12 protein-coding genes and 1 pseudogene are annotated in these 18,407 nt (G+C 43.2%); 4 read left to right on the top strand and 9 right to left on the bottom strand.

Translation table 11 applies throughout. The annotated features are described in order from the left end of the window. Window positions 1-40 precede the first annotated feature (40 nt). Entirely contained in the window at window positions 41-5,224 is a 5,184-nt protein-coding gene (locus ACWATR_RS09765; RefSeq protein WP_460331796.1) for a WD40 repeat domain-containing protein, read from the bottom strand. Between the two features lie 484 nt (window positions 5,225-5,708). Here ACWATR_RS09765 and ACWATR_RS09760 point away from each other — a divergent pair, with 484 nt between their 5' ends. Then, window positions 5,709-5,963: a hypothetical protein gene (locus tag ACWATR_RS09760; protein ID WP_460331794.1), complete on the top strand. Its 255-nt coding sequence runs from the start codon at window positions 5,709-5,711 to the stop codon at window positions 5,961-5,963. A 305-nt stretch (window positions 5,964-6,268) separates the two neighbouring features. Here the strand turns inward: ACWATR_RS09760 and ACWATR_RS09755 are convergent, their stop codons facing one another. The 5 genes from ACWATR_RS09755 to ssuD form a co-directional block, all read right to left on the bottom strand. After that, a complete protein-coding gene (locus ACWATR_RS09755) occupies window positions 6,269-7,573 on the bottom strand; it encodes a P-loop NTPase fold protein (protein WP_069072539.1) in 1,305 nt (434 codons plus the stop codon). Between the two features lie 368 nt (window positions 7,574-7,941). Next, window positions 7,942-9,297 carry a (Fe-S)-binding protein gene (locus tag ACWATR_RS09750; protein ID WP_460331791.1) on the bottom strand — a complete coding sequence of 452 codons (1,356 nt, stop codon included), beginning with the start codon at window positions 9,295-9,297 and terminating at the stop codon, window positions 7,942-7,944. 54 nt (window positions 9,298-9,351) lie between these two features. After that, complete coding sequence (locus tag ACWATR_RS09745; protein WP_460331789.1) at window positions 9,352-10,689, bottom strand: FAD-binding oxidoreductase; 1,338 nt, start codon at window positions 10,687-10,689, stop codon at window positions 9,352-9,354. A gap of 317 nt (window positions 10,690-11,006) precedes the next feature. Further along, entirely contained in the window at window positions 11,007-11,573 is a 567-nt protein-coding gene (gene ssuE / locus ACWATR_RS09740) for an NADPH-dependent FMN reductase (RefSeq protein ID WP_460331787.1), read from the bottom strand. A gap of 98 nt (window positions 11,574-11,671) precedes the next feature. Next, window positions 11,672-12,829 (bottom strand): FMNH2-dependent alkanesulfonate monooxygenase, encoded by a 1,158-nt coding sequence (ssuD, locus tag ACWATR_RS09735; RefSeq protein WP_460331785.1) that lies wholly within the window; start codon window positions 12,827-12,829, stop codon window positions 11,672-11,674. A 535-nt stretch (window positions 12,830-13,364) separates the two neighbouring features. On the opposite strand from ssuD, the pseudogene ACWATR_RS09730 reads away from it, so the two are divergent. Together ACWATR_RS09730 and msrB are read left to right on the top strand one after the other, a co-directional pair. Next, a pseudogene (locus ACWATR_RS09730) lies at window positions 13,365-13,884 on the top strand (MgtC/SapB family protein). 265 nt (window positions 13,885-14,149) lie between these two features. After that, the gene (gene msrB, locus ACWATR_RS09725) at window positions 14,150-14,644 is read left to right on the top strand and encodes a peptide-methionine (R)-S-oxide reductase MsrB (protein ID WP_460331783.1); all 495 of its coding nucleotides are present in this window, start codon (window positions 14,150-14,152) and stop codon (window positions 14,642-14,644) included. 387 nt (window positions 14,645-15,031) lie between these two features. Here msrB and ACWATR_RS09720 read toward each other — a convergent pair whose 3' ends face one another. The 3 genes from ACWATR_RS09720 to ACWATR_RS09710 all read right to left on the bottom strand — a co-directional run bounded on the left by ACWATR_RS09720 (window position 15,032) and on the right by ACWATR_RS09710 (window position 17,750). Beyond that, on the bottom strand, window positions 15,032-15,583 hold the full coding sequence (locus tag ACWATR_RS09720; protein ID WP_460331781.1) for a DoxX family protein: 552 nt from the start codon (window positions 15,581-15,583) through the stop codon (window positions 15,032-15,034). Window positions 15,584-15,663: 80 nt separating this feature from the next. Further along, the gene (locus tag ACWATR_RS09715; protein WP_460331779.1) at window positions 15,664-16,926 is read right to left on the bottom strand and encodes an NAD(P)/FAD-dependent oxidoreductase; all 1,263 of its coding nucleotides are present in this window, start codon (window positions 16,924-16,926) and stop codon (window positions 15,664-15,666) included. A 224-nt stretch (window positions 16,927-17,150) separates the two neighbouring features. Further along, complete coding sequence (locus tag ACWATR_RS09710; protein ID WP_435027031.1) at window positions 17,151-17,750, bottom strand: MBL fold metallo-hydrolase; 600 nt, start codon at window positions 17,748-17,750, stop codon at window positions 17,151-17,153. Window positions 17,751-18,053: 303 nt separating this feature from the next. Here ACWATR_RS09710 and ACWATR_RS09705 point away from each other — a divergent pair, with 303 nt between their 5' ends. Then, a complete protein-coding gene (locus tag ACWATR_RS09705; protein WP_460331777.1) occupies window positions 18,054-18,386 on the top strand; it encodes a hypothetical protein in 333 nt (110 codons plus the stop codon). Window positions 18,387-18,407: the final 21 nt, after the last annotated feature.

Genomic DNA, 18,407 nt, shown 5'->3' with positions numbered 1-18,407 from the left:
GCTTATTACGAATTACGAATTACGAATTACGAATTACGAATTACTTAATATCATCGCAGAGACGCTTGTCGCTCTCACTCAAATTCGAGTTATTCTGCAAATAATCATGCAGCCAATTGCAACCCCGCACCAGCAATTGGTCTAAATTATCCACAGGCCACAACCGCGCTGTCTTGTCATAAGAAGCCGTGGCGATGGTTTTGCCGTCCGGGCTGAAACTCACACTGTTGATTTCGCCTTGATGCCCTTTGAATTCTTGTAGCAGTTGCCCGTTGAGCGTCCACAACCGCGCTGTCTTGTCATCTGATGCCGTGGCGATGGTTTTGCCGTCCGGGCTGAAACTCACACTGTTGATTTCGCCTTGATGCCCTTTGAATTCTTGTAGCAGTTGCCCGTTGAGCGTCCACAACCGCGCTGTCTTGTCAGATGATGCCGTGGCGATGGTTTTGCCGTCCGGGCTGAAACTCACACCCCAGACTAAGCCTTGATGCCCTTTGAATTCTTGTAGCAGTTGCCCGTTGAGCGTCCACAACCGCGCTGTCTTGTCATCTGATGCCGTGGCGATGGTTTTGCCGTCCGGGCTGAAACTCACACTGTTGATTTCGCCTTGATGCCCTTTGAATTCTTGTAGCAGTTGCCCGTTGAGCGTCCACAACCGCGCTGTCTTGTAAGATGATGCCGTGGCGATGGTTTTGCCGTCCGGGCTGAAACTCACACTATAAACTGTGCCTTGATGCCCTTTGAATTCTTGTAGCAGTTGCCCGTTGAGCGTCCACAACCGCGCTGTGTTGTCAGATGATGCCGTGGCGATGGTTTTGCCGTCCGGGCTGAAACTCACACTATAAACTGTGCCTTGATGCCCTTTGAATTCTTGTAGCAGTTGCCCGTTGAGCGTCCACAACCGCGCTGTGTTGTCATAAGAAGCCGTGGCGATGGTTTTGCCGTCCGGGCTGAAACTCACACTGTTGATTTCGCCTTGATGCCCTTTGAATTCTTGTAGCAGTTGCCCGTTGAGCGTCCACAACCGCGCTGTCTTGTCAGATGATGCCGTGGCGATGGTTTTGCCGTCCGGGCTGAAACTCACACCCCAGACTAAGCCTTGATGCCCTTTGAATTCTTGTAGCAGTTGCCCGTTGAGCGTCCACAACCGCGCTGTGTTGTCAGATGATGCCGTGGCGATGGTTTTGCCGTCCGGGCTGAAACTCACACTTAAGACATAGCCTTGATGCCCTTTGAATTCTTGTAGCAGTTGCCCGTTGAGCGTCCACAACCGCGCTGTGTTGTCAGATGATGCCGTGGCGATGGTTTTGCCGTCCGGGCTGAAACTCACACTATAAACTGTGCCTTGATGCCCTTTGAATTCTTGTAGCAGTTGCCCGTTGAGCGTCCACAACCGCGCTGTCTTGTCAGATGATGCCGTGGCGATGGTTTTGCCGTCCGGGCTGAAACTCACACTTAAGACATAGCCTTGATGCCCTTTGAATTCTTGTAGCAGTTGCCCGTTGAGCGTCCACAACCGCGCTGTCTTGTCATAAGAAGCCGTGGCGATGGTTTTGCCGTCCGGGCTGAAACTCACACCCCAGACTAAGCCTTGATGCCCTTTGAATTCTTGTAGCAGTTGCCCGTTGAGCGTCCACAACCGCGCTGTCTTGTCATCTGATGCCGTGGCGATGGTTTTGCCGTCCGGGCTGAAACTCACACTTAAGACATAGCCTTGATGCCCTTTGAATTCTTGTAGCAGTTGCCCGTTGAGCGTCCACAACCGCGCTGTGTTGTCAGATGATGCCGTGGCGATGGTTTTGCCGTCCGGGCTGAAACTCACACTGTAGACTGTGCCTTGATGCCCTTGAAACTGGTTACGTTCTTTAATTTTATTGAGAATACTATCCAAAGCAAAAATAGGGCTGATAGCTGGATATTTTTCTAAAGGGCGACCATCTTTTACCAAAGATTTTAACTCTTTCCCGCTCTGAACTGCTGCCACTAGCGATTCTGACTCGCCGGCATACTCAAACTGTCTTAAAGCATTAACTCCCGCCCGTTCTAATTCCGTTCCCTTTTGTGCTTCTTCACGTGCTGCTTCTGCTCCTTGTAGCGCTGCTTGCGCTTGACTCAAAATACTTTGAGCCTGTTTAGTTTTAGATTGTGCTTCCTGTTGTTGTCTATTTGCCTCTTGTGCTTTCTCTTGAGCCGTTTTAACTTGTTTGTTAGCTGTTTTAATTTTTTCCTCTGCTTGAGAATTTTTATCTTGTAAATCTGCTGCTTGCTGCTTTACATTCCCTAAATCTGCCTGTGCTGCCTTAAATTTTGCATCTGCGGCTTGCTGATTTTTCTGCGCTGCTTCAAACTTTTGCTCTGCATCGTTCTTTTTAGTTTCTAATTCTTGCGCTTTTTTCTCTGATTCTATCTGTGTTTTTTGCGTAGCTTGCAATTCAGCTTTAGCCGTTTTAACTGTATTTTCTGCCTGTTGCTTTTCATCATCAGCATCTTTAGCCACTTGAATTTGATTCAATGCATATAAAGATGATATACCTGCGAATAATAATAAACATACCGCTAAACCAGAACTCACCCTCAACTGCATCCGCCCTTGGCGAATTTCTCGCTTGGCTTCTTGTTGAGCATTAACTAATATCTGCTTTGCATCTTGTTCAATCTTCAGCTTCTCTTCTGCTTGCAAGCGTTGTTCTCGCTCTCTAGCTAATTCTGCTAATATTTCATTACCCTGTTGCTGACGAATAAACGACACAAGGTAATCATGCACCAGTTGATAACGGTCAGCCGGCGATTCTGGTAACAACAATACTAACCTTGATGCCACAAAAATCTCTAACACCAAATCTAATTTATCAACTTCTGCTACCAAATCTGCTGCTAACTCAGCGCGAGTCTTGAGAGGACGAGTCCCATTTTCATCTGTGAGTAAATATAAAACCAGTCGTGCAACCTGTTCATTCTCTGTACCACAATCATGGATAACTTCTTCTAAAAATCGCTCAACCAGTTTCTCTTTAGTCCCAAACTGACGATACTTATCTAAAGTTGTAATTTTCTCAGTTTGCAATTGCGTCCCCACAATTTGCAACTCAATTGGGCGAACCTCCCCCAATTCCCCTGCTAAATCTTTCACTAACTGTTCAATCAGCGCAGGCTCTAAATAAAAGTGAGAACGTTCTGTTAAACTCTGCACAACAGCCATCGCATCGGCTGGCGAAAAGTTACCCAAATAATAGCGAATATTTTTATCGAGAATATTATTATTAATTACACTTAAATCAAACAGACGGTCTAACTCTAATAAATAATGTAAATAATCTTCCCGCAAAGACAGAATTACCTTGACAAAAGGAATATCTAAACAAACTCGCAAAAACTCATAAAATGCTCGTCGTTGACCTTGGTCTGGATAAACAAAGAAAAACTCTTCAAACTGGTCAAACATTAAAACCGTCAACAAATTACGGTCAGCATTTCTCCGTAATTGTTCTAAAATAGCTGCTGAAGAATCAAGATTAGCAAATAATTGATTACCTCTGACTTCCTCAAAAGCCTGAGCCAAACTCTGCCCCAACATCCCTACCCAATCTGTATAAACTCGCAACAAAATAGGTAAAGCATCTCGCTCACCAATCGCTTCCTGTTGCAACGCCGGGATTAATCCACCCTGCAAAATCGAGCTTTTACCCACTCCTGACTGACCATGAATTACAGTCAATTTATGCTCAGTCCCGCCAATTCTTTCTCGCAAACGCTTAACATCTTGTCCCCGACCAGAAGCAGCAATTTCTTCAGCAATAGTTTCAGGATTTTCTACTTGCAACTGTGCAGAATTAATTGCCTGTCGCTGCGGGTTGAGATAAGATGCCCCAACAAAAGCACGGAAACCATACTGTTGTTCAATTTGTAATTGTTCTTGCTTAATATTAAAAGCTTTAAGATATTCACTTTGTTGAAAGTAAAGTAAGCGTAATTTTTCTAATATAGATATATATAATTGCGGATTATACTGATGATTACTTTCAGCTTTAGCAGCTTTTAAACTATTAATTGCTGCTTCAAATTGACCTAAACCCTGTTGAGATTTAGCTAAAATAAACCGATACCAACCAAATTCATTTGATTGTAAATTAGGTATCTCAGCTAATATTTGTAATGCTTGCCCTGCGAGTTTATTAGCTTCATTCCAGCGTGACTGTTCTAAAGCTACTTCTGCCAAAAAACCATAATCTTTAGCCAACTGCAACGGCGTGCCATAATTTTGATGTAGCGGCAGAGATTTTTCCACAAGGCTTTGCAACTCTGACCATGCTTGTAAACGTCGTAGCACTTCACCCAGTTTAGTAATATGCTTTGCAACTAAATCTGAACGTTGTGCTTGTTCAAAAATCTCAATACCTTGCTGACGATAATTTCTAGCTTCTTGCCAATATCTGATATTATCTACTTGATTCTTTTCAGCTTGGCGCTCATCCGCTGAAGCAATATTAACGAGTAATATACCTTGTCGTTCTAAATAATTACTTTGTTGCCAGAACCCCAAACTTTGTTGATAATGTGCTAAAGCAGAATCTATCTCATCATGTAGATAATCATTTAAACCAAGCAAAAACTCTAAACTTGCTTGAAGTGCTGCTTCTAACACTTCCCCTCGATTGTGCAAATCTTGACGGGCGGTTTCTAGTTCCCGGCACATTTGGGGATTAGGCGTGACATCACCAGCAAAGATTTCATCACTTTTTTGCTGAAGAAAGTTGACTAACTCATCAGTAGGATTTTCAAAATCAATAATAGTTGCCCAACTTTCTAAATCAGTTGCTAATCGAATCAATTTTTGCAGAACTGAATCATTAACCCACAACAATATTGGAAACGGAAAATTCTTTCTAAACTCCTCCCGTACTTGGTTAGCTGAAGTTAGAACTGTATCAATATCTTTAACCGACTCCAAACCAAAAATCATCAATGCAGGCGGCTGTTCATCTCTCAGTTGTTCGCGGATATTTGTGTAAAGCGTTTTGACTGATGCAGGTAAAGTAATCTCGTGAATATGTACAGGAGATAATTGGTGCAGACGTTGCACCATCCGCTGACGTAAAGCAGCATAGTTACAGCGCAGCAAAATCAGCGAAAATTCGCCCTGAGAAAGGGTAATTGCTCGCACCAGAGTTTGCAATGAACGCTCATTGTCAAAACCTAAATTTTCTGGCTCTTGCTGATTACTCATAACATAGATAATTTACCTTATATTACCTGTTTGTATAATTACATCATGTAATACCATTTCACGGAAATATTGATACATATAGATTTTTTGTAGGGGTAAAGCACATTGCTCATTGGTGTCAACTTAAGCTAGAAATAGCTTCGCTGCGGGCTTCATAACCCGCCAGAGAATTCATTCTCTGGTTCATAGCTAAAGTCTACTGAAGTAGACTGAATATTTTTGGGGATATCTAGTCATCTTCAGATGACTTTAGCTATGAGACAGGGATTTACAATCCCTGGCGGACGTGATGGCGGACGTGCGGTTTTGCGTTAACTTGACACCAATGAGCAATGTGCTTTACCCCTACCCACGTATTTGTATCATTATTAAAGTGAAGTTGAAAAATGATTTTTGTTAGTTGTAAGCTGTAGTTGTAAAAATTGCAACTGAAGCCACTCCCGTGAACCTTGGAGCCACTCCCGTAAACCCTGGAGCCACTCCCGTGAACCTTGGAACCACTCCCGTGAACCCTGAAGCCACTCCCGCGAACCCTGGAACCACTCCCGTAAACCCTGGAACCACTCCCGTAAACCCTGGAACCACTCCCGTGAACCCTGGAGCCACTCCCGTGAACCCTGGAACCACTCCCGTGAACCCTGGAACCACTCCCGTGAAGACGGGAGCAATGCGATTTTGTGAGGTGCTTAAAATTCGGGTACTAAATCACCTATTTAGGGCTGCGATCGCAGCCAAATAACTGTTTTTATTGAGAATTTATCTCTCTAACTGAGAATCAAAGTCCGATCTAACAAAATCGCATTGCTCCCGTGAAGACTGATATCATGTCCGCATAAATAGTTATGCTAACCACAGTCATTACACCCCACCCCCAACCTCTCCCTACAAACGGGGCTACCGTGTACACACAAATCTGAAATAGCTGATTAACCAAGGTTTTACCCCACCCTAACCCTCCCCTTGCAAAGGGGAGGGAACAAGATTTTCCGGTTTCCCCCCTTTACAAGGGGGGATTAAGGGGGGTAATTGTTCATATACGCCGATTTATAACCTAAATTCCTTAGCTTCAGCCAAAATCGGATTGATATCAAACCAGGAACCATCATCATTCCGGTATTCAAATACAAACATACTGCGGAGCAAAAGTTCGTATCTTTCATGACCTCTCAAGCTTTTCTCTTGCGTCACCTCACGCAATAATTCCCATTCATCGGGTGTGATTCCCAAAGTTAGCTCATTGCAGCGTTGTTTAATCACTCTATTTACGCACTCTTGCGACAAAGGTGGGTCTTCTTGCTGAAGACAACGAAACAATAACATCAACAAATTACGCAAATGACCACCGCTAACTCGGCAAAGTCGCTCTAAAGTATCAGGACTATCAAAAACCTCGGTAATTAAATTCTGACTTTGTTCCCAACTGACACCAGGAAAAGCCCTCGCCATGACCATCTGTTGCAGCAGCATGATTCCCTGCGAAAATTGTGAACCATCTTGTAATTGCACAGGAACCATCGGCAAAACCTTGGGGTCTACGCCAAAGCGATTTGTTAACCTTCCTAAAGCGTTGGAAAAAATCAACACTAACGGAATGGTATAAACAACATGACAATTTAACTGGTTTAACTGTTCACCCCGTTCCACAAAGAGATATTCTGGCTGGTAATAACCCGAAGGCTTCAAAGAATTATCCACTCGGTCGAGATTATCTATAATTACCACCAGTCCTTTTTTACCCTGTTGCTTGAGTTTTTCTCTAGCAGGCCTGAGCAATTCTTTGTTAATTGATTCTAAAATGCCATTAGTGCGCGGTTCTAAATATTGCCGTAACTGACCGCGAAGTTTGGGGCTATCTTTAGTTTTAGCAGTAATCTTAGCAATACCTACAGATAATTCAGCCTCAACCCCAATATCTAGCGGCGTTTGCAAAAACTCGGAAATCTCCGTAAATAGATTCTTAAAGTATCCTGGTTTCAGGTTAATTTTGATTGCTTCCAGGCTTTGACTCACCTCACGAGCTACTGCCAGTAAAATATCTGTAACATCAATATCAGCCATATCCAGGCTTTGACTAGACTCGAAATAAACCACATGAAATCCCTGCTGCTCTAACTCTGCCTTTAGCCGCAGTAACTCAGTAGATTTGCCACAGCCGATATGTCCGGTAAACAATTGACAGGTCGGTTCTTCAGGTGAAAGGCGGGTGATAGTTCGCCCAAGTTCTTCAATAATCTTGGCACCACGCACTTTAGAGAAATCAATATAATATTGTCTATCCTCCGGTTTACTGACAACCAAAGTTTTACTGGGGTTGCAAGCCTGAAAAAACCTAACTAAATCTAGTTTCATCACAAATCACCCGAAATCAGCCTGACACTCTTGCCCATTTCAGTGATTATACAGACGAGAAAGCGGCTATTTCGGAAAAAACTCTTCAATGCGGCTGATTAAGGACTTCCATAAAAAAACGTGAGTTTGACAGACCTCTCCCTGCCTTGAACTAAAGTTCAAGTCTGTCCCTCTCCGAGTCGGAGAGGGACAGATTTTACGTAGTAAAACCAGGGAGAGGTCTTTTGGGTGGAAATGATATGACCAGTCGAACTCACGTTAAAAAAATATCCAAATATTAGAGGCGCACAACTGTGCGCCTCTACCTGTGGTTTTCTGGCTTTATCAAGAGATGACAGAAGTAAATGCATCACGCAAAAAGCAAATATCTACAATTTCAACTTTTCACCCCGAATCGAATAATCCAACAACTCCATCGGGTGAATAACTGAAATCTTCTTGCCTTGCAACTGCAAATGCTTAGTAATTTGCAAAGTACACCCCGGATTAGCAGAAGCAATTAACTCAGCACCAGTATTCAACAAATTCTGTACTTTTTGCTGACCCAATTCTTCAGCAACTTCCGGTTGCAGCATATTATAAACCCCAGCGCTGCCACAACATAAAGCCGCATCTATTGGTTCTCTCAACTTCACCCCTGGAATTTGCCGCAATACCTGACGCGGTTGGACGCTAATCTTTTGACCATGCAATAAATGACAAGCATCTTGATAAACTAAATTTAAGGGTTGATCAGTCAACGGTGAAAGTTTTGCTGTTAACCCAACAGTTGCTAAAAACTCTTGAGCATCTTTAACTTTTGTGGCAAAATCCTTTGCCTTTTCCCGATATTCTGGGTCATCTTCTAAAATGTGACCGTATTCTTTTAAAGTATGACCACAACCAGCAGCATTGATAATTACAAAATCAACATTAGTGTTGGCAAAACTATCAATCATCTGCCTTGCTAATGCTTTCGCCTGTTCTGTTTGTCCTTGGTGTTCGGGAAGCGCCGCACAACAACCTTGAGATTTGGGAATCACAACTTCACAACCATTCGCTGTTAAAACCCTTACTGTTGCTTCATTCACGGGGGAGAAAAATAGCCGCTGCACGCAACCCAAAATTACCCCGACTCTGTAACGCTTCTCACCTTGGGCAGGAATTACATTAGGCAAATTATCTTGAAAAGATTTGAGAGTAATTTCTGGCAGAATTGATTCCATTGCTGCCAAACGGGGCGATACTTTATTGAGTAAACCTGTAGCACGAAAGAATTTAGCAAACCCCAATTTTTGATAAACCAATAACGGAACTAATAAAATCCGTAAAAGGTTGGGATAGGGAAACAGAGAAAATATCAGTTGACGAAAAAATTGATCTGGCAAACTGCGGGGATAATTTCGTTCAACTTGGTGACGAGTTGCAGAAATCAACTTATCATACTGTACACCAGACGGACAAGTACTTACACAAGCAAGACAGCCCAAACATGAATCAAAATGTTCTACTGTTGCCGTATTAAGAGCAATTTCACCTTCATTAATTGCATCCATTAAATAGATGCGTCCCCTAGGTGAATCCATCTCCTTCCCAAGCACTCGATAACTGGGACAAGTAGATAAACAAAACCCACAATGTACACAACTATCAATTAACTTTGGGTCAGGCGGATGATTTGCATCAAAGCCCTTCAAATTCTTTAAACTAGCCGTATTATTAACAGAGTTTTCTGAAACTTGCATAACTATTTTTCCCCTCTCTATTGCAGCGTCCTCAGTGTCTCTGCGGTTTATTTATTAAATACCACCTACAAACCGACCAGGACTTAAAATATTCTTACTATCAAACTGTTCCTTAATACGGTGCATTAAGGGCAAAGCATTTCCCATATAACCCCAGATATCTATTTGTTCTTTAACCGCCATTGGTGCTGACAAAATTGTTAAAAAACCTCTAGGGGATTGAGTGCTATCGCTTCCAGCAAAGCCCAGCTCATCGCGGATTTTCAAAACTTGATTTTTACTCTCTAATTGTAACAAACCTAAACCACTACTAATATGAATTAAACCCCACTCCACCTGATTCAAAATCTCTACAGCAGCAGTAGGTAACACTCCTATTTTGCAGGTAATTACAGATTCTGTAGCAGTAGTATGTATTCGTTCTTGCAATCTCTGCCATAGATTAGCTTCATCATCATCTGCAACAATTGCCCCATTTAAACCTAACTTTTGCCCTACTTCCAAAACTCGGTTTGACTGTTCTTTAACACTCTCACTAATACTTTGGAAGCGGGCAATTAATCCCAATCCTTGACCCAAACCTAAACTAGATACCAATTTAGTTGATAGCAAATCAGCTTGAACTGGTGTTAATGCCGAACCTCGAAGGATATCAGCCGCTTGAGATACAGCCTCAGCTTTCCCAGTTAGTACCACTGTCCCCGATGCTTCTGCTAGCGGATACAGACGAAAAGTTAGTTGACTAATAAAGCCTAATGTGCCATAAGACCCCGTAAGCAACTTCATCAAGTCATATCCGGCAACATTTTTGACTACTCTTCCCCCAGCTTTGGCAATTTGCCCATCAGCACGCACAAAGGTAATACCTAGTAACTGGTCGCGCACACTACCATAACGTTGCCGTAGAGAACCTGTATCACCTGTGGCGACAATACCGCCAATAGTTGCCGACGCTGGTGCTGTGGGATCAAGGGCGAGAAATTGCCGCGATTTTGCCAAAAGTGCTTGCAAATCGGAGAACTTCATGCCAGCTTCTACGGTGACAGTTAAATCGCCAACAGCGTGTTCAATCAGTTTGTTGATGCGTTCTGTACTAACTACAACATCAATGCCCTTAGCTAAACCACCCCAGTTAAGTTTACTGCCACTACCACAGGGAAGAATGCGCCAGTTGTTTGTGTAAGCAGTGGCAATTACTGCGGCTAGCTGTTCTTGGCTGCGGGGATAGACGATACAACTGGGAAGCTTTCCAGAAGCTATAGCCTGTTGAATAGCTTTTTGCTGACCGAGTTCAATATTTTCCCAAAGACAAATAGCATTTTCTTCACCGACGATAGATGCAAGTTCAGAAGCGCAGACGCCTTGCGGCCTGTCGTTAGACATCGCTTTCATTGAGTTTATTTTTTTACGCCCTACTTCTAATTTACTGGCTAACCTGACCAAAAAAGCGTATTACCATTACACGGTGGCTTCAATTTAGGGAGCGATCGCTGCTAACCAAATAAATGCAGGGTTTTTTTCAAGCGATCGCTACTCATTTACAATAAACTTTTTACCGCAGGCTGCAACTTTAACGTTTATGAATATTGCTATAAAAGTGTAATTTTTGAGAATAAATTTATATTGTTATGTTTAACTTTCAAAAAAAGTAACAGATGGGTAAAAATTACCCCTCTGCTACAAGCAAACGGAGGTGTAAACTTGATTATTTAATTGGCATGAACCAATTCTTGAGGCGCAGCGGCATCATATTCTACAGCTTTAACAAATTCCTTGAGAACGTCTTTGAGTCTTTGCTCAATTTCCTCATCTAACAGGACGCTGTTATCAGTTTGTCGTTGAATTTGTTTGTCTACTGCATAAACTGTAGCTAAAATATGCCGCGCTCCTAATTCAGATAAGACGGGTTTCAGGGCATATTCAATTGCCAATAAATGAGCGATCGTTCCACCCAAAGCAATTGGTAACACGGGCTTACCTGTCAATGATTTTTGTGGCAGCAAATCTAGAAATGTTTTTAACACTCCTGTGTAAGCAGCTTTGTAAATTGGGGTGGCAATAATCACACCATCTGCCTTTGCTAATAAAGCTTTTGGCTGTTCCAAAGCAGGGCTGTCGTATCGTCCAAAAACTAAATCTTCAGCAGGTAAATCCCGAACTGAAATAATGTCTACATGCAAGCCTTCTTGTTGTAAAAGTTTGGCAGTGTATTCGACCAAACCATAGGTTCTAGATGGATGGGTTGGACTACCTGCGATCGCTAAAATATTTGCCATTCAATTAAACTCCTATTAATGGGCATGGGGTATGGGGATTATGAACTAGAGAAGAATTTTCAATGCCTAATGCCCACTCCCCAATACCCTAAACTTTACTAGGATATGGATGTAGCTTTTTGTTTGTGTTGCTGAGGAAAATCTTCATTTGCCACAATCTCGCCAAATGGACTTAAGACGTGTTGCTTCTCCACTGCGGGTAGATTCTCTAAAGGCAGATGGGGAAATAGAAGTTCCGCAACTCGATAAGCTTCCTCTAGATGGGGATAACCAGAGAAGATAAAGGACTCAACACCCAAAGCGGCATATTCCAAGATTCTGGCTGCAATGGTTTGGGGATCGCCGACTAAGGCCGTTCCCGCACCACCCCGCACCAAACCGACTCCCGCCCAGAGGTTGGGGCTGATCTCTAATGCCTCACGATTACCGTGGTGTAATTGAGTCATCCGGCTTTGTCCAACTGAATCCATCCGGGCATAAGCTTTTTGGGCTTTAGCGATCGCTTCGTCATCTACATACTTAATCAGTTGATTCGCCGCATCCCAAGCTTCACTCTCGGTTTCGCGCACAATCACATGTAGGCGAATCCCAAACCGCAAAGTCCGGCCTTCTGCTTCTGCAAGTCTGCGAACTGATGCAATCTTCTCGGCAACTTGCGCCGGTGGTTCGCCCCAAGTTAGATAAACATCTACATGCTTGGCAGCGATTTTTTGAGCTATGGGAGAGGAACCGCCAAACCATAAGGGCGGATGCGGCTTCTGAACAGCTGGAAACAATAGTTTCCCATCCTGAATGTTGAAATATTCGCCCTGGAAATTAGCTTGTTCACCACTAGCGATCGCTCGCCATACAGTCAAAAATTCATCTGTTAATTCATAGCGCTGATCGTGATCCAAATGCAAGCCATCCCCCGCTAACTCTACGGGATCGCCTCCTGTCACGACATTAATCAGCAAGCGTCCTTCAGAGACGCGATCAAAAGTCGCCGCCATCCGCGCTGCCACTCCAGGCGATACCAAGCCGGGACGAATCGCCACCAAAAAACGCATCCGTCGCGTTAGCGATACCAGGGTTGACGCAATAATCCAAGCATCTTCGCAAGAACGTCCAGTGGGAAGCAATGCCCCTGTATAACCAAGGTCATCCACCGCTTGGGCTATCTGCCGCAGATAAGGAAAGCTTACTGCCCGTCCCCCTGTAGCAGTTGCAAGGTAACGTCCGTCGCCGTGGGTTGGGATGAACCATAGTAGCTGCATGAGTCCTGTCCTTTCAAACTACGGCAATTCGATAGAAATACCGTGCTTTATTTATAGCTTTAAAGTATCACATATTCTACTTAACCAAGCAAGAAGTTTTCAGAAAACTCCGGTATTCCTATCAAACCAATGTATATTAGGCAGTGTTCAATAAGCTAGCGATCGAAAAAATTGAGGATTGGGCATTGGGCATTGGGCATGAACAAGAGACAAGGAAGAGATTTATTCAATAATCCCCATTCCCCATTTCCCATTCCCCATTTCCCATTTCCCATTCCCCATTCCCCATTTCCCATTCCCCATTCCCCATTCCCCATTCCCCATTCCCCATTCCTTCTGTCTCTAGGAGGAATACAGCAATGGCAGCTTTATGTATATTAATTTACTTATTCATAACCTTCTGTTAAATTAACCTTAATGTACGTCAAACCTATTAGTTTGCTGTACTTAGATTTTCAGTTACAAAGGTTGGTAGTCATTCACCCAATTGGCAATAGGTGCAAAATTCCGTTCTGTCTCTAGGAGAAATAAGGCAATGGGGCCGATGTTTATTACTGCCAACGATTGGCCACATATAACGTTTAGATTGTCTTTGGCGCTCCTGGTTGGTTGCTTGATTGGATTTAATCGTCAGCAAGGAGGTAGACCAGCAGGGATGAGAACATTTATGCTCGTGAGTATGGGGGCAGCACTATTTGTGATGATTCCTTTGCAGGTTGAGGGCGAGAGTCCCTATGCTGCTACGAATGCACTGAGTCGGACAATTCAAGGTGTAGCTACCGGGATAGGATTTCTCGGAGCCGGATTGATTTTACAAGAGTCTCCGAGAAAATCTGCGGCGCCAAAAGTAAAAAACTTAACTACAGCTGCCTGTGTCTGGACTGGGAGCTGCGATCGGTTGTGGCTTATGGCAAATGGGATTATTGGGAGGGCTACTGACTCTGATTACCCTAAGTGGTGTGAAGCGGCTAACTCGCGCATTTGTGTTTCTGACGAGTCGAGGGAAACAGGGGACTATTCAGGATCTCACAACTACCTCTGATGATGATGATTAAGTGTCACCACATTAGATCCATGAGTTAGACAAGACTTCCGATCAGAACCTAATCATTCTGTAATCTATGCACGATATCTAGATTTACTGTCCAACATTAGGTCAAGTTGATCTGAATATTGGACAATATTTTGTTGTTTCTTAGCTAATTTTAATGAGTTTATCAGGCCTAATTCAGAGCCATCGCTAATTATATTCATTCATGTAGGGAATTCCGTACTGGAGTTAATTGGCCAGTGAACCGGAAAATAGAAAATAATAGATATATGAACAAACGGTATTTTTTACAGGCTAGTGCAGTAATAGTCGGCACGGCATTGTTATCAAGGTATATCAATTGGGGGTCAGAAGCAATGACAACTTCTAAGAGTGGATTTGAAATCACCAAACCTGAAGAAGAGTGGCGGACGATTTTAACGCCAGAACAGTTTCGTGTATTGCGTAAACATGGGACTGAACGCGCTCACACTAGCCCATTGGATAAGGAATACGACAATGGGACTTATTTTTGTGCTGCGTGTGAACAACCACTGTTTACGTCTGATACCAAATTTAATAGTGGTACTGGCTGGCCCAGCTTTTTTAACCCGATTGAAGGTGCGATCGCTACTACTGTAGATAGGTCGTTGTTTATGACCAGAACTGAAGTGCATTGTAGTCGTTGTGGTGGTCATCTGGGCCATGTTTTTGATGATGGCCCTGCACCCACTGGTAAGCGCTACTGTATGAACGGTGTTTCGCTGAAATTTACTCCTGCTTGATAAGTTGCGTAGGTGTAGTCTCTCGTAGACATCACACCTACTAACCTAAATTGTCCTATTTGTTTGGGTCTTGTTTCTCCTTTTTATCTTTGGGATCTTTTTTAGGTTTTTTAACTTCTTTATTACTTTTTCTTTCCTTCGACATCAGTGTTCTCCAACTAGGTTAATCAGTGAAAGCTTTCACATTCTGCCGTTAGGGAATCAGGAGGTGGCTTACCTGATATTCTTTTAAGGCAAAAAAGAAAGTATCAGACATAAATGCTACTAACTACCATCATACGGTGTTGTTTGATTTTCTTCTGAAAGCCTTTGCATCTATTTCAACCACAATTTACTAGTGGGGGCGCACAGCTAGCTATGCGCCCCCACTGATTTATTAGTATTTATTTATCTGAAATTACTATGATTGGGTAAACGATTCTGTCGCCGATATTTTATCCAAAAGTTATTCCTAAAGAAGTTGACCCTACCTTGTTCACGATCCGTTCCTGAGTCTGCAAGGTTTTGTCTCTTTTTTCTCCAGTGATCAAGGGAGTAAATATTAAAGCTGCTACCAGCAAGCAAAATAAACAGCACAATCCCGTAAGAAAGCATGGAAGTAGCTGCACCCCAATTTTGTATTGATGTCACTCCCAACTTTAGAATGATCATCAAGGCAAAGGTGACAATTAAAGCGCTTCTGGTTGCTAACCCAAGTGTGATTAACACGCCGACAATTAACTCTACAGGGGGCACTAGGTAAGAATTGATTCTCACCAGAAATTCTGGGAAATAAGAATTTGCTAGTTCTTTGACAGTATCTTCAGCGAATCCAGGGATGTTAAAAATGCGAGTGAATCCGTGATTAAAATAATTCACACCGATGAGAATTCGCAGCAACAAATAGGCGATCGCAACATCCTTTGATTTGAGACTAATGTAGTTTCTATTTTCATTCATTGCCTGAACTCCAACTATGGTACGCCGACTGTAATTGATTTCAATTGCAGAAATTGGGAAGCACTTAGGGGTTTTGAGAACTAACGTTCTTTCATAGACAGAATTAAGCGAACTGAGCGATCGCTGAATAGGTAAATGTGCAGCCAAGTAAGTAATACTAACAAACGACTACGATAGCCAGGAAGATATACTAAATGAACTCCTAGCCACATCAGCCAAGCCAAGCATCCTGTAAAGGCAAATGCACCAATTTTTCCCACACCTGAATAACAGCCAATAATTGCTAATCTTCCCTTGTTGAAATAGCTAAAATGCTCTGGTGATTTACCTTGAAATTGCCGCTGAATATTTCGAGCTACAGCAACACCCTGCTGAAGCGCCTCTGGTGCAACCCCAGTTAATGGTTTACCATTCTGTTCCATATATGCCAGATCCCCAATGGCATAAACATTGGGTTGCTCTAGCAATTGTAGGGTGGGATGAACAAGTAACTTTCCCTTCTTTGCTGAAGATACCTCCTCAGATGTTGTCGGATAATTCGCCTCTAACCCCGCAGTCCAAATGACGGTTGCAGTGGGAATTACCTCATCGTTTTGCAGATGTAAAGATTCAAAAGTGACTCTAGTCACTTTTGTTCGCAGATAAACCTCCACTCCTAGTTGATGTAATCGTTTGTAGGTGTAAGCTCCCAACTTCTTTGGTAGATCGGCCAATAAGCGATCGCCAGATTGCACGATAATCAACCTCACTTGCTGCAAAAGTGTCGGATAATCTCGACGCAAGTGGCCTCGAAGCATTTCAACGAAAGCACCTGCAACCTCAACACCCGTTGGGCCACCACCGACGATGGTAAATGTCAGCAGTTGTTGGCGTCGTGATGAATCAGATTCCTGGATAGCTCCCTCAAAACAAGAGAAAATTTGATTTCGGATTGCTATTGCTTCTTCTAATGTTCTCATTGAGAAAGCATATTCTAAAGCTCCAGGAACTCCTAAAAACTGGGTTTGGCTTCCAGTTGCAAGTACAAGAAAGTCATAGGTGATTGAACAACTATCTGTTTCAACAGTTTGCCCTGAAAAATCAATTTGCTCAACCTCAGCCATCAAAAACTGAACCTTAGACTTATTTCGCCGGAAAGAGAATCGCCGTAATATCGTGCGGATAGGGTAAGCAATGTATTCAGGTTCTAATTGACCTGTGGCAACCTGATACAACAACGGTACAAAGGTGTGATAGTTGTTGCGATCGATTAATAATACATCTGCACCAGAATTAGCTAAAGATTGGGCAGTTTGCAACCCACCGAATCCAGCGCCAACAATAACAACGCGGCGACTGTTCATTCTTCCCCTCTTGATTTAGCTAGTCGGTCAAGTTATTAACTGTCAATATATTGATAACAAATTATCGATAGTATCATCAGCACTTAGAGCAAAGTTATTTTGCCAGACCTCTCCCTGCCTTGAACTAAAGCTCAAGTCTGTCCCTCTCCGAGTCGGAGAGGGACAGGTTTTGCGTAGTAAAACCAAGGAGAGGTGTTTTAATATGACCAATCGCACCCACCCATTTACAGCGTTGCTGCAAGTTCTTGCAAGCGATCGCGTCCATCGCGGAAAACTGGCCAACCATCCCCTACCAGCACTGCTTCTACACGACTCAGTTGAGCCAACCTCTGCACAGAAGCAACAGCCTCTTCTCGATTCAGAAGTTTGTCATCTGGTAAAATCGTCAAGCTCCCTGCTTTGCGTGCCCGGACTAAATCCCCTGTAATTAAAGTTGTCTCCTCCAGTAACAGAGCCAATTCACCGGGAGTTTTAGAACCGTGGAGTTCAATCACCTCCAGTCCTGGAACAAATTCTTCACCATCAGACAGCCAGCGATCGCAATGTATAGGAAAATTGTCTTTTTCTGCCAGAGGGCCGGCTATCTTAGCGTATGTTTGATCGGCAATTTCTTTACTTGCCCTGACATGCTCAGAATTTGTCAGCACAATCCAAACCACACCACCGAGGGATTTCAGATGATTCCAATCATGGTTTGATAGGGCTACTGGGTCAATCAAGATGTTGCCATCTGGGCGAATCCAGGCAATCCCATTGAAATCAATATTTCTTGCCGGATTGAAATTAGACCAGCTATAGAGATCAGGACGGTGCAAAGATTTCATGATGATTCTGGATCAGTACTTCAATAATTGACTATTAATCTCAATAATTCAGTATATAGATATATTAAGGGCATTGGGCATTGGGCATTGGGAATTGGGCATTGAAAAGAGGCAGAGGGGCAGAGGGGATGGGGGGCAGAGGGGAAAGACTTGCTGTAATTGCTCCCCTGCTCCCCTACTCCCCGACTCCGGCTCCTTCCCTCTGGATCTGGAATTTGAGTATACTACGATAAATCTATCGATATTATGGATTCTATCGGGTTTACAGAAATTTTTGCATAACTGCAATACGGAGGTATAGGGGTGAGTGAGATTGTGCGCCAAAAAATATCAGCGAAGGCAGAACAGTTTACAGAGTCTGTGATTCGAGAAATGACGCGGGTGGCACTGCAACATGATGCAGTGAATTTGGCGCAGGGATTCCCCGATTTTCCCTGTCCCTTGGAGTTGAAACAGGCAGCTTACGAGGCAATAGAGGCAGATGTTAATCAGTATGCCATTACTTGGGGCGATGTCTGGCGACAAGCCACTTCGTGTCTACGCCCATTTCGTCATGCGATCGCTTACTCAAATTGCAATCAAATCTATAACCGACATCCTAATATTCATTTATTCTCTTATCTTTCCAAAGGGTAGAACGCGAAGATAAGAAATAAA

Source organism: Nostoc sp. UIC 10890 (genome assembly GCF_054786515.1).
The sequence above is the reverse complement of the archived record's forward strand: the minus strand, read 5'-3'. Positions and strand labels throughout refer to the sequence as shown.

Bases quoted from the DNA above. Each gene is read 5' to 3' on its own strand.
- ACWATR_RS09750 (WP_460331791.1), bottom strand. From the start codon at position 9,297: ATGCAAGTTTCAGAAAACTCTGTTAATAATACGGCTAGTTTAAAGAAT.
- ACWATR_RS09745 (WP_460331789.1), bottom strand. From the start codon at position 10,689: ATGAAAGCGATGTCTAACGACAGGCCGCAAGGCGTCTGCGCTTCTGAA.
- ssuD (WP_460331785.1), bottom strand. From the start codon at position 12,829: ATGCAGCTACTATGGTTCATCCCAACCCACGGCGACGGACGTTACCTT.
- ACWATR_RS09765 (WP_460331796.1), bottom strand. From the start codon at position 5,224: ATGAGTAATCAGCAAGAGCCAGAAAATTTAGGTTTTGACAATGAGCGT.
- ACWATR_RS09710 (WP_435027031.1), bottom strand. From the start codon at position 17,750: ATGAAATCTTTGCACCGTCCTGATCTCTATAGCTGGTCTAATTTCAAT.
- msrB (WP_460331783.1), top strand. From the start codon at position 14,150: ATGAACAAACGGTATTTTTTACAGGCTAGTGCAGTAATAGTCGGCACG.
- ACWATR_RS09720 (WP_460331781.1), bottom strand. From the start codon at position 15,583: ATGAATGAAAATAGAAACTACATTAGTCTCAAATCAAAGGATGTTGCG.
- ACWATR_RS09755 (WP_069072539.1), bottom strand. From the start codon at position 7,573: ATGAAACTAGATTTAGTTAGGTTTTTTCAGGCTTGCAACCCCAGTAAA.
- ssuE (WP_460331787.1), bottom strand. From the start codon at position 11,573: ATGGCAAATATTTTAGCGATCGCAGGTAGTCCAACCCATCCATCTAGA.
- ACWATR_RS09715 (WP_460331779.1), bottom strand. From the start codon at position 16,926: ATGAACAGTCGCCGCGTTGTTATTGTTGGCGCTGGATTCGGTGGGTTG.